Source organism: Fontivita pretiosa (assembly GCF_050410795.1).
GTDB lineage: Bacteria > Planctomycetota > Phycisphaerae > Tepidisphaerales > Tepidisphaeraceae > Fontivita > Fontivita pretiosa.
The window spans coordinates 3,177,354-3,189,568 of record NZ_CP191258.1 but is presented as its reverse complement, the minus strand read 5'-3'; the positions used below and the strand labels follow the sequence as shown (position 1 = coordinate 3,189,568).

At 65.2% G+C, this 12,215-nt stretch carries 7 protein-coding genes; 1 reads left to right on the top strand and 6 read right to left on the bottom strand.

Annotation, left to right across the window (positions count from 1 at the left end):
- Positions 1 to 88: 88 nt before the first annotated feature.
- From ACQS5P_RS12855 to ACQS5P_RS12845, 3 genes are all read right to left on the bottom strand, one after another.
- Entirely contained in the window at positions 89 to 616 is a 528-nt protein-coding gene (locus ACQS5P_RS12855; protein WP_428937016.1) for a hypothetical protein, read from the bottom strand.
- A 173-nt stretch (positions 617 to 789) separates the two neighbouring features.
- Positions 790 to 1,521, bottom strand: a complete 732-nt coding sequence (locus ACQS5P_RS12850) for a hypothetical protein (protein ID WP_428937015.1) — start codon at positions 1,519 to 1,521, stop codon at positions 790 to 792.
- Between the two features lie 146 nt (positions 1,522 to 1,667).
- Positions 1,668 to 4,328, bottom strand: a complete 2,661-nt coding sequence (locus ACQS5P_RS12845) for a dockerin type I repeat-containing protein (protein ID WP_428937014.1) — start codon at positions 4,326 to 4,328, stop codon at positions 1,668 to 1,670.
- 293 nt (positions 4,329 to 4,621) lie between these two features.
- On the opposite strand from ACQS5P_RS12845, the gene ACQS5P_RS12840 reads away from it, so the two are divergent.
- Positions 4,622 to 5,434, top strand: a complete 813-nt coding sequence (locus ACQS5P_RS12840) for an SDR family NAD(P)-dependent oxidoreductase (RefSeq protein WP_428937013.1) — start codon at positions 4,622 to 4,624, stop codon at positions 5,432 to 5,434.
- Positions 5,435 to 5,457: 23 nt separating this feature from the next.
- Here ACQS5P_RS12840 and ACQS5P_RS12835 read toward each other — a convergent pair whose 3' ends face one another.
- From ACQS5P_RS12835 to ACQS5P_RS12825, 3 genes are all read right to left on the bottom strand, one after another.
- On the bottom strand, positions 5,458 to 6,807 hold the full coding sequence (locus tag ACQS5P_RS12835) for an NPCBM/NEW2 domain-containing protein (RefSeq protein WP_428937012.1): 1,350 nt from the start codon (positions 6,805 to 6,807) through the stop codon (positions 5,458 to 5,460).
- A gap of 17 nt (positions 6,808 to 6,824) precedes the next feature.
- Entirely contained in the window at positions 6,825 to 7,892 is a 1,068-nt protein-coding gene (locus ACQS5P_RS12830) for a prenyltransferase/squalene oxidase repeat-containing protein (RefSeq protein ID WP_428937011.1), read from the bottom strand.
- 67 nt (positions 7,893 to 7,959) lie between these two features.
- Positions 7,960 to 12,165 carry a DUF4175 family protein gene (locus ACQS5P_RS12825; protein ID WP_428937010.1) on the bottom strand — a complete coding sequence of 1,402 codons (4,206 nt, stop codon included), beginning with the start codon at positions 12,163 to 12,165 and terminating at the stop codon, positions 7,960 to 7,962.
- Positions 12,166 to 12,215: the final 50 nt, after the last annotated feature.

Sequence of the window (12,215 nt, the reverse complement as noted above, 5' to 3'; positions counted from 1 at the left end):
TTCGAACCTCAGGTGAACATCGATGAACAGACGTGAACCAGAATTGAGCCTCTGGTGGTTCACCCTTCGGCGCTTCGCAGCAAGTCCGTTATCTCTGGCCCTGAGCCTTTACCTTCGCCAGTGCCTGCGACAGCAGCGACCGCTCCCGTGGCTCGAGCCAGTGTTGGTTGCTGGCCCAGGTCAATCCCGCGGCCAATTCCGCATCGCTCACGGACGTGATCCGCTGCCCGCACCGCACCAGCGCCGCGGCGATTGTTAAAAGGTAAACTACCTTCGCCACGTCCGAGGGCAGGGCGCTGTCTCGGTGAGCGGCGTTGGCCTTGGCGAAATCCTTGAGCATGACCAGCAGCTCTACGGGCGGCGCGGGGTGCGCAAGCAGGTCCGCCAGGCTCTGCAACAGCAGCCCGCTGGCGGCGCTGAGCGTAGCCAGTTTCTTCGCGGCCCCCGGCGCCAGCCCGGCGAGGTCAAACTGTATCGGCACCGCGAGCTGGTGCCGCAGGATGGCCCCCAGCTCCTCAGGGTGCCAGACCCGGTCCGCCGACGGATCCAAATCCACGATCGAGGCAAGCCGACGCGAATCGGCATTATCGAGATTGCTCTCGGGGCGCTCGGTCACGCTGCCCTATACCCGATGGATCATGCGATCCTGCGCAGACTCCTCGCCACACAGACCACGCAAAAACGAACCACGGATGGACACCGATGAACACAGATCCTGTTCGTTTAGATTCGTCTGTTCATCGGTCGCTCAACCATCCTCCGCAGTCTCCGCATCTGCGTAATGAGCCTCTATCGCGATCGCGCGAGGATCGCCTGGAGGTCGGCGATCTCGCTGTCGATCTGCTTCTCATCGGCCACATATTCGGCGACCACCTGCCGCAGGACACGGGCGAACGTGCGCTTGGCGGTCACCAGCGCGTTGGATGCCTGCGCTGGCGTCTGAAAACCAAAACGCTGCACCAGATGCTGATACGGTGGCGGCGCAGTGCCCTCGATGGCCGGCTTCAGCACGCGCAGGTCAAACAGCTCCCACAACTCGCCGCGCCCGCCCGCAAGGCAGTGTTGCCGCATGCGGTCGATCGCCTGTTCAAGCACCTGCCGGGCCCATTGCGAATCGAGCGCATGATGGGGCAGCGAGCCGGGGGCCGCGGGTTCCATGGCCTGCTCGTGATCGAGCGATCGGACCTGTCCGCCGCCGCGACGGGCCGCGCGCTGCGCGCGAAGCGCGTTGCTCACGAAATGATCCAGCGCCGTCAGCAGGAAGGTGCGGAACTTGCCGCGAGCGCGGTTGGCCTTGCCGATCAAACGCTTCTCCAGCACGTGCTGGAGGATGAACCCCTGAAGAAAGTCCTCGGCTTGCTCCGGTTCGAGCCGCCAGCGGCGAATGAGATGCGCCCGCAGGGCTGGAAGATATCGCAGAAGAAGCCGATCGAGCGCTGCAAGGGCATCGCTGGTTATCCTTGGCGGGACCTGCCCGCCCGCCTCTTCAACCAGCAACCAGCTCGTCCCTGGAAATCGCACAGACTCCTTGCCCTTCATTCCGCCACCCCGTGCGCCCGAGATCTCAAGGTCGCGACCTTGTGAATAAACGCGTGCCGAAGCTGTGGCCAGCACGGCGTAGCAAAATCCTACCGCGCTGCACGCCCCGAGACAAAAAGAAATCCTGCTCATTTGCAGGCTGGCTGCTGTCGGGCAATGGAGGCTGTGGCACTCGGCCAGAGCGATGCCCCAGCCTGCCTGCGTTGGCCCGTTCGTGCACGAAGGAACCATCCCGCCGTTGCGTACAGCAGCAGACAGCTCAGCGGTTCAGGGATCCGACCCGACTGGATCAACTGCATCGCCTGGAGATAGCTACCGCCCAACCACCGCGCATGCTCCTCGACGATAAAGTGCGCCAGTGGACCGGCCTGATTCACGTACGCGTTGTCGATCAGGGCATAGTCCGTGGCGTCTATGACGCCGCTGTAGTCGAAGTCTCCGTTGATCCAGCCGGACAAAGAATTGACGTAGCCGTTGTCGATAAGCGAGTAATCCGTGGCGTCGATGCTGCCCGACAGATCCGCATCCCCGAAGTAGGTGAACTTCACCAGGATCTCATTGCCGGTGAGTGTCTGCCCGGCGAAGCTGGTGTAGATCGGGCCGGAGCCTCCGACTTGACTCAGATCATTGAGGATCACCCCCAGACCATACAGGAAGCTGCCGGCGGTGGTGTTCTGGACATTGGCCTGTGTCGAGCCGATTCCCGGTCCCTGCCAGTCAAATGAACCGGCGTTTTCCAGCCCGGTCTTGAGCAGCGCCGTGACGGCTGAGAGGCTGCCGGCGTCAACGACCAGACTGTTGTTGTTCAGGTCCAGCCGCGCGCCGCCGGCGACAAAGAGCGTGTTCAGCCGACTGGTGCCGGCCGGACTGTTGGCGATCCCCTTGGTGCTGACGACCGCGCTGCCGCCTGTGACGTTCAACGTCGCGGCGACGATCCGCTCGAGTTGCACCGACCCTGCGCCGCCCTTGGTGATGCTTCGTCCGGTGGCCTTGAATGGTCCGGTCAGCGCCAATCCGGCCCCCGGGGCCACGTTGATCGTCGCATCGTCGTTGAGGATCACCGGCGCGGCGATCACGTGCGTGCCCTGCCCCACGTTGATCCCCGCCGTGCCGCTGCTCACATCCAGCGTAATCGTGCCCGGCCCGGCGATGGTATATGAAGGCGCGGAGAAGAAATTGATGTTCCCGACCCACTGCGGAGCATCCACCGTCACGGTCCGCGAGTTGGTGATGATGGTGCCGAAATTCGCGATGTGATCGATGCCGTTGGGTACGGCGCCACTGGTCCAGTTCGTGCCGGATGACCATGATCCGCTGGCATCGACGTTCCATGCCGAGCTGATCGTGCCGATGCTGATCATCTGGAACCGAAAGTCCGGCTCGATCGTGCACTCGCCGAATTGTGGCGCCGAGATCATCAGCCCGCCAATCTCCTGCGCCGCGACCAGGGGCGGGTCGGTTACCGCCGCGTTGTTGATGTCAAAGCCGAACACGTACGCCGCCAACTGCACCCCGGCGGGGAAGCCGGCGGTGCTGGTCGCTCCCGTGTAGATCCCATCGCCCGCCAGCACGTCCCCGCCCTGCCCGTCGTCACGCATCACCACCGAGCGCACGATGTTGTCGTAGCTGGCATCGTCGGCGGGCAGAATGTTGGCGATGAAGATCGCGCGGTCGGCGCTGAGGGTTCCCGGTCCAAAGGCGGTGGCGGTCAGAACCAGCTCCTGTCCGGGCACAAAACTGCCCTGGTTAATCGTCAGCAACCGCGTGTTCGTGAAATGCTGATTCTGCACCTGCTCGTTCACGGAAAACGTGTAGCTGCCGGCATCGGTGATCCGCTGGTAGGTCCAGTTCACCTGCGCCTCCCACGGCGTGCCCACCACCGGCTCAGTCAGGTAGTTGGCCGTCAGGTGCACCGTTTCGCGCAAGGTTCGCTCGCTGGGGCCGGGAAACGTGTTCTGCTGCCCGCGACGGAACGGGTCGGCAAAGTCCAGCGCCACGCCGATCCCTCCGGCGCCTTTCTCGGCCTGACCTACGTTGATCAGCAGGTCTCCATCCTTCTCGTTCCCGCAGCGCTTGACGATCGCCCCGACCACCCAGACTGCCGACCCGCCGATTCCGAATCCCGCGGCGAAGGCCTTCCAGAACGGATCCTCATAGGGCAACGGCGAGAACTGCCCGGTGAAGGGCGCGTTGTATTCCACCGTCCAGTTGAACTCCGTAAAAGCGGTGATGCTGCCCGGACTGTGCCCGCCATATTCGCTGATCACCTGCGTGGTGATCCTTCCCTCCGGCGCGAACATGGTCCAGGAGTTGATGTCGTTCGGATCGTGAACGTCGTTGGTCACGAACAGATTCCGCGAGGTGCTCTGGGAGAAGCTGCCCGAGTTTCCGTTGACATTCAGGTGCAACGCGTGCTTGTCCGGACTGGCGCCGCTGAAGTTGGCCTTGAAAAATCCCAGCGTCGGGATGCCGGGTTGCAGATCTCCAAATTGCGACATCGGCTGGGTCAGCACGATGCCCGATCCCGGCGAAAACGACGCCATCGCCGATGCATTGGTGATCGTCTGCGTCCCCTGATTCAGCAGGTATACGCCGATGATCTGTTCGCCGATGCTGGCGTCGAAGAACCCGTCGGCGTGGGGATGCCAGCTCGCCAGGTCCATGCCGAAGGGCCGGTTGGCGATGACCACGTTTCCCGCCGACCTGCCCGTCGCCGACAAGGATAACACCAGCGTCAACAGCACGCTCATGGCCGCCCCCATTTCCGGCGGAAAGAGTAACCGTTGCATGGACGTGTCTCCTCTTGGGGTGTACAGGCCATGGGCGGCCAGGCGCGACGCGGATATGCAGCGGAGCGTGCCGTGGAGCGTGGGCGTCGGGCGCACCCTCGGGCCTGAAAGCCTGAGGCGCAGCCTCATATCACATGAGCGGCCAGATTCCGCTCATCCCCCAAACGCGACTGTCACAGAATCGGCAACCCGGAAATGCCTGCCAACCCGAAGCAAACCGGCACGAGCGTGCCCGAATCCTTCGGAAGCGACCGCCATGCTATACTTGCCCGATCGCTTTCGTCAAGAGTGATATGGGCACAGACACCCCCGCAGCACCGTTGGAAAGACCACTGGCCGGCAACGTCGCGATCATCAGCGGCGGGATCGGAGACATCGGACGGGCAACGGCGATGGAGTTGGCTCGACGAGGTGCGGACGTGGCGATGGGAGATGTTCGCCCCACCGAGCAGGCCCAGCCTTTGCTCCAGGAACTGCGACAACTGGGCGCGCGGGCGCGATACGATCGCGTTGACGTGGCCGACGCGCCGGCTGTTCGCCAGTGGGTCCGGAGCGTCGAAGCCCAGCTCGGCGTGCCGACGCTGGTCATCGCCAACGCCGCCATCGTCACCGTCGCCTCTGTGCGCGACATCACACCCGAGCAATGGTCGACCGAGCTGCGAATCAACCTCGACGGGGCATTTCACCTGGCGCAGGCGGCGGCCGTGCGCATGCTGGAGCAGCACCGGCAGGGTCGCATCGTATTCGTCGGGAGCTGGGCCGCCCACGCGCCGCATCCGACCATTCCCGCCTACTGCGCCGCCAAGGCCGCCATGCGAATGCTCTGCAAGTGCATGGCCCTGGAACTGGCGCCGCACGGGATCCTGGTCAACGAAGTGGCGCCCGGCTACGTCGATGCCGGACTGAGCGGGCGGATGTTCGAGCAGAACCCGGCCCTGCGGCAAAGCGCCATCGCGCATGTGCCGATCCGCAGATTGATCACGCCCCAGGACGTCGCCCGACAAATCGCTTACCTCTGCGATCCGCTGAACAACCAGATGACCGGCAGTGTTCTGCTGATGGACGGCGGGCTGTCGCTGGTCGGGCCCAAACCCGCCGATGCGTGATGCGGCCACACCGGCGGCCAGGCTCAGTTGCTCGCCTCAGCGCCTTCGGCGGCGCGCTGTGTGGCGGGGGTCGGCGTGGTGCTGGGCGCGGGCGACGCACGCGCCTTCAAAAACGCCGGCTCGATCCAGTTGAATCGATCCTGTACGTCGTGGTTCCGGCCGAAATCCACTTCCAGCGTGAGCCTGCGGGCGCCCGGCGGAATGTCCAGCACGATCGGCGGTGACAGCACGCCAGCCCGGAAGTCTGCACGTTCGTGCGCGATGCTCTGATCGATCCTGATCCGCACGGTGACGTTGGCCCAGGGCAAATCGCCGGACGCAAACGCGTACTGGGTACGAAACGCGCGCCAGGCGGGGTCGATCTGGTAGACCAGGCGAGAGTAAGCGTGTACGCCAATGCCCCGGGCAAAAGTCCGGTCGTTGAAGCGGATCGGCCCGCCGTCCACGGCGCGGTTCATCCTCGGCGGCCAGGTGAGGTCGAACATCGACGTCTGCACCGATTCGACCGGGCGCAGATCTGACAGCCACGTGACAGGCCCGTTGATCTGCTCGATCGAAACGACGGCCGACAGGGGCAGCTCGCGATGAACTCCGGATGCCATGCCGCTGCCGGGCAACACGAGCCTTAGCTGCTGCTGGCTGAGGCTGAGCGTCGCGGCGTTGATGACCGAGCCGTCGGCAAGCCCTACACGAAACCAGGGCGTCATCGAGCCATCCGTTGTCGCGACGCCGATGGACGCGAATCTGACCCGCGCCACCGACTCCAGCGGCGCTTCAATCGTCTCGCCGTCGCTCTGCTGCACACTCACCGACGAAGCGGTGATGGCGGTGACGATTCCGCGCACAATGTCGCCGTTGTTGAGGGTCAGGACGTCCCCATTGCCGGCCGGGCCGTTCATCGCCGCATCCAGTTGATCCTCCCGCCCGTCGCGAACGATGCTGGCGACGGACTTCAGCGGCAACGTCAGCTCGCCAAGCGTGGGGTTGTCCCAGACCAGGTTTTCGCCGGCGATGGCTCTGGGTCGCCCGACGGCGCGACTCTGATCATGCAGGGCCACGATGAATCGGGTCTCGGCCGGCTCGGGCCGCGGACTTGCCCGGCCCTGCGACGGCTCCTTGCCGGGGGGATCGGCGCGCTGGAGCATGAGCAGCCGGTCGAAGCCGACCTTGCGGCTCTGATCGACGATGGCGCCCTGGCCGTTGATGCCGCTGAGCGTCACCCGCTCCGAGCGGAAGTCCGCGGTTGTCAGGATCCACGCCTCGTCGGCGCGACTGATCCTGCTGCTCAACAGCAGCAACGCGCACACCGCAACCACCAGCGCGCGATTCAGTCGCGATGATCCGTTCGACTTTCGGCGTTCAAGGTTCGACATTCAACATGTCCCGATCGTCAGTTTCCCGGCCCCTTGCCGCTGAACACCGGCAGATACCGGTTGGGCATCTGAAGGATGATCAGGGCCGAGGCGGTGCAGTAGTCTTCACTGATCTCGCCGTTCCAGGCGCCGTTGGGGTCCTGGCGTTTGATCAGTTCGTCGCGGATGGCCGGATACCACTGGGCCCAGTAATCGTCGCCGGCCAGGAACATCGCCTGCACCGCGTAATACTGCCCGTAGAAGTAGTGGGAGCTGGGCGAGGTGTTGGTGGCGCGTCCGGGCTTGAAGCGGAGCAGGTAATCCAGGCCCCGCTTGAGGTCATCGCCCTCGAACACGCCCGCGTAATACAGTGCCGCCACGCCCGCGGCGGAGCGCGGAAACGCGCTTCCGCTGCCGCCGGGGCCAAGCTGGTAATTGAATCCTCCGTCGGGATTCTGGCAGGCGCGGACGTACTCGATGGCCTTGTCGATGACTTCCTTTTCGACCTTGATGCCCGCATCGCGCGCGGCGCGAAGCGCCATGACCTGGCAGATCGTCACGGAGATATCTGCGTCGTAGGGCACCGGCTGGTATCGCCAGCCGCCCTGGGGGTTTTGTGTCTTCTGAATCAGCCGGATCGCCTTTTGAAGCCGCTCCTTGACCTGCTCATCCGCGGTCATGCCGTACACTTCGGCCAGGAACAGCGCCGCAAAGCCGTGCGAATACATGACGGCATGCGCCTGCTCGGAGACCAGAAGCCCCGATTCCTGCGCGGCGTTGAGGATGTACTGCACGCATCGTTCCACATGCTGGCCGTACTTTCCGCGCCCGGGCAGGTTGCCGTCCTGCATGAACGCCAGTCCCGCCAGCGCCGTGACGGCGGAGGTGGCGCCGAAGCCGTCATTGGTGGTTCCGAACGAGCCGTCGTTGCGTTGTCGCGACGCCAGCCTCGCCAGACCCTTCTCCACCGCCGCGCGCTGGGCCGCAGTGATTTCGTCGCCGCGCACCTGATTGGGACGAGGCGCAATCGGCATCTGCGGGCGCGCGGGGCTGTCCTGCGCCAGCGCCACGCCGGCCAGCAAGAGCGAAACTACCACACTCCTCATCCACACGTGAACCGACCCCGCTTCTACCACGCTTGATCCTTCATCCTTGTGCCTTGATCCTTCGACTCTATTGCCCGGTTCCGCGGTCCGCGACCGACCGATAGTACTCCTCGATCAGCCTGCGATAGTCCTGGATGATCGTCTCGCTGCTGCCTTCGATCACCGCGTCGCGCAGGCGCGGGGTGATCGCGCCCCACTCGGCGGCGGACTCGCGAATCTGGCGCGCCAGATCGGCCTCGCGTCCACCGGGACCCGGCGGCGTCGATTCCTGCGCCGGCGTCTGACCGGCGCGCTGCTGCCGCTGCCCGAGCTGGTTGGCCTGATCCGCCTGCTGTCCGGGACGCGCCTGCGCCATCCGCTGCGCCTGCCCACGCTGACGCTGCTGGGCGTTTCGCGTCTCGGCCTGCTGCTGCCTTGCCTGGTCGATCAGGTAATCCATGTCCTCGATGATCCGCTGCTGAATTAACTGCGTCACCCGCCCGGGGTCATTGTTCAGCGCCAGCCGCTGCCGTGACCGCGCCATCCGGTCGCCGATCAGTGTCGCCTGCTTCGCATTCTTTTCCTCGTCCGCAACATCGTTCAGCAGGTTCTTCTCCAGCTCCTGGTTCTCGATGTCCTCGGTCCTGGCCTCCTCGGGAAGCTGGTCGCGGTTGTCAGGCTCGGGGCCGAGCTTGATCTGGCCCTGCGAAGCTTTCTGAAGCATCTCATCCAGGACCTGGCGAAGATCCCCCTGTCGATTGCCCAGCGCGATCAGCTTCGGCTTGTCGGCCTGTTTCTGCTCGGGCGGCTGGGCGTCAATGGCTTTGGTGCTACGGTTGATGGCGCGCTGAAGGTCCTGGAGCAGTCGCAGTTCGGCTTCGGCCGGCAGCCGCGGCCCGCCGTTGGACTGCCCCCCGCCGCCGCCACCGCCCTGGTCTTCCTGGGCGAATCGGCTGTCACGCGGCTTGACCGCCAGGTTGCGGATCATCGCGTCAAGCTGCTCCAAGATCCGCGCCTGCTCCGATTGCGTCGCCACGCCCGTGTTCTGCCGGCCCAGCTCGTCCTTCACATCCTTCATCGACTCGACGATGTCCTTGTTCGCCCAGGCGTAGACGGTGGAACTGAGCGCGGACAGGTCTTCGCTGATGGCGTTGGTTTCGTCGGCCAGCTTGCCCTGCTCGCCGGGAAGCTGCCCCAGGCGAACGGCGTCGGCGCGGTTCAGCGCGCCGTCGGGTCCGCGAGCATTCTGGATCCGTGTCGTCTCCTCATTCAGCTTCTGCTGCTGCTCGCGGATCTTCACGTATCGCTGCCGGATCGACTCCTTGTCCTGCTGCTCGATCTGCTCATCGACTTCATTCTTCTGCTGATCGACGTCTCGCTTGGCCTGCTCGAGTTCGGCCAGCGCCTCGACCTGTGGCGGCTCGTAGGCGTCGGGCAGCTTGCGATCGCGCAGGTGCACGATCGCCCGCTCCATCCGCGCCGCCGCGCGCGTCAGGTGCGACGCCGGGCCGGCGCCGTTGGGCATGGCCTCGGTGGTCTTGCCCAGGTCGCGCGTGTTGCGCTCGGTCTGTTCCTGCGCCGCCGAGAGCTGCTCGATCTGCGGAATCGGCCCGGGCTTCTGCGGATCTCGCTCCGCCTTGATCAGCAGCTCCGCCAGCAGCGTCTGTTCCATCTTCGCCAGCCGCTCGGGGCCCTGAATGCTCAGGTTATCGATGTTGTGTCCGGCCTGCCGGCGGATGAGATTGGCGATCTGGTTCTGGAGCTCCTCCAGCTTTTTCTGAAGCTCGGCGAGCTTGTGGCGTTCGGCCTCGCGAAGCTCGTTGAGCATCATTTCCAGCCCGATCTCCGCCTGTCGCTGCGCCGCCTGCGCCTGGGCCTGCTGGTTCTGCCGCGCCTGCTGGGCGGCGCGCTGCTGGTTCTGGGAGACCTGCTGCTGTCGTCCGGTCTGCGCGGCGCGGCTCATCGCCTGCGACGCCGATTCGTCGCTGCGCTGCATCTGCTCGGCCATGTTCTGCATCTGCTCCAGCGCCTTGTTGGTCTGGTCGGCCAGCTTCTGCTGCTGATCGGCGGCTTCGTCCAGCTTCTGGCGATCCTGCGGGCTGATCTGGTCGGGGGTCTTGCCCAGATTGCGCTTGCCAATCTCCCGCGTATCGCGACTGACCTGTTGCTGAGCCTCCAGGATGCGCCGCAGGTTGTCGATCGTCTGCTGGAGCGTGCCGATATTCGCCAGCCGATCCAGCGCCTGCTGAAGCTGCTGATCGGCCTGCTGCTGCGCCTCGCCGGCGCGGTTGATCGCATCGTTGCGCTGTTGGCGAGCGGCGTTGGGCTGGGCGGCCTCCGACAGCCGCCGGGTTGCCTCCTTCATCGGTTCTTCGGCGGCGCGGTTCAGGTCGCTGCTCACATCCCGCGCCAGGTCCGCCAGCTCCTGCGCCGGCGATTTGTTCTCCGCCAGTCGATCGCGAAGCTGATCGATTCTGGAGGCGATCTGCCTGGTCTGCGAGGCGCCGGTCGCCTGCTGATTGGTCAACCGATCCAGCGCCGCGCGATCGGCGGCGTCAAGCTGCTCCTTCTGTCGTGTCTCGTCGGCCAGATCCGATGTCTCCTGCCGCGTGCGATCGACCGCCTGCCGAACGCCGATGATCTGATTCTTCGCCTGACGAAGCTCATCGATCACGCGCGACGTCAGTTCTTCCTGGCTGATGATGACGATGCGCAGCTTGCCGCTGGGGACCGGCGGGTGCGTCTGCCCGTCCAGCACAAAGTTGTCCTTCGCCAGAAGGTGGTATTCCAGCACGTCGCCGGGCTTGAGGTTCGCGTCCTGCAACTGGGCCAGATCCCACGCATAGAGCACGCGAAGCCGCAGGCGGTCAGCGGCGGATTCGGCGCGGGTGGAGCTGGCGCCATTCACCGCGGCGCTGTTGTCCAGGAGATTGATCTCCCATCGCTTCTTCTCGCCCCCCACACGCTCGATCACCAGCTTCAGCCATTCGATGCCATAATCATCTTCCACCACGCCCGTCAGCGGGACGACCGACACCGCCGTTCGCTCCTCGTTTCGCCGCGGGTTTTCGATCTGGACCGAAGGGTGCTGATCCGGCCGCACGATCAGCTCGTATTCCTCCAGCGCATTGTTGGTGAACCCGTCGGTGTCGGTGGCGCGAATGTGGAATCGCAGCGACTGCCGCGCCAGCCACTCGCCGGCGACGGCGGTGCTGGATTGCCGTTGCCAGGCAACCTGCGGCGCGGGCGTGTCGTCGTTGGCGGGGATCAGCTCGACCTGCGCCGGATCAGCCAGCGGCTTGCTGAATTGGACTCGGATCGTCACCCGCGAGCCGTCGGCGACAATCGCGGGCGCAGCGGCGAGGTTGACGGTCTGCGGCGGGCGGGCGGTCACGTAGGCGGGCGGGGTGAGAACCGCCTCCACCGACCGGATCGCCAGCCGCGGCACCACCGTGATCGGCGGCAGCTCGACGCGATCATCGCCCGCCTCCATCCACACCCGCAGGCTCGCCGCCTGCTTGCCCGATTCCACCCGCGCATCCAGCGACGCGGAGTACGATCCGTCGGGGCCGCGGAGCATCAGCTCGCGCTGCACAGCCCCGCCGTCGTACTGATAGAAGATGCTGGCCCGCCGCGATGCGCTGTCGCCACGCTGAAGTCTCATTCGCAGCTCGATGCGCTGCCCGACCGGCACACGCGTCGGCACCTGCCCGAGCATGCTGATCTGCACGCGCTTGGGCCAGGCCGCATCCCCGAACGGGGAAACGATGCGTCGCAGCGCGATGCTGGAGTAATCCGGCGCCAGCAGCGCCAGCATCCCCGCCAGCAGGATCGCGCCGATGCCCGCGGACATCGAGTACCACGCGGGCGTGGCGACGACGGCGCGGGCGAGGTCCAGTTGCCCGGCCAGCGCCGCGGTTTCGCTGATCACGCGCTGTTTCATCGGTTCGGATCCGGGCACATCGCCGCGGAGGAAATCGACGGTGCTGCGGAGCCGGTCGTCAAACTGCGGGAACGCCTGCTCCAGCCGGCCCGCCACATCGCTGATCGAGAGCCTGGCCGCCAGCGGCCTGGCGATCCATCGCCACAGCGCGTACACGATCGCGCCCGCCGCCAGCAGGATCGCGACCAGTCGTGGAGTCGGCGGCAGATTCAGAACGTAATCCAGCGCCGAGATGGCCAGCAGCAGCCCGACGGCGGCGGCGAGGACGATTCCCGTGCCATACACCACGCCCAGTACCTTGACGCGCCGCCGGACACTCTGAAGCGAGTTGATCAGCATCGTGGGAGGCATGGTCGTTATTGCGGATCTTGGATTTCGGGTTGCGGATTTGTCTTATTCAA

Bases quoted from the DNA above. Each gene is read 5' to 3' on its own strand.
- ACQS5P_RS12845 (WP_428937014.1), bottom strand. From the start codon at position 4,328: ATGCAACGGTTACTCTTTCCGCCGGAAATGGGGGCGGCCATGAGCGTG.
- ACQS5P_RS12840 (WP_428937013.1), top strand. From the start codon at position 4,622: ATGGGCACAGACACCCCCGCAGCACCGTTGGAAAGACCACTGGCCGGC.
- ACQS5P_RS12835 (WP_428937012.1), bottom strand. From the start codon at position 6,807: ATGTCGAACCTTGAACGCCGAAAGTCGAACGGATCATCGCGACTGAAT.
- ACQS5P_RS12830 (WP_428937011.1), bottom strand. From the start codon at position 7,892: ATGAGGAGTGTGGTAGTTTCGCTCTTGCTGGCCGGCGTGGCGCTGGCG.
- ACQS5P_RS12825 (WP_428937010.1), bottom strand. From the start codon at position 12,165: ATGCCTCCCACGATGCTGATCAACTCGCTTCAGAGTGTCCGGCGGCGC.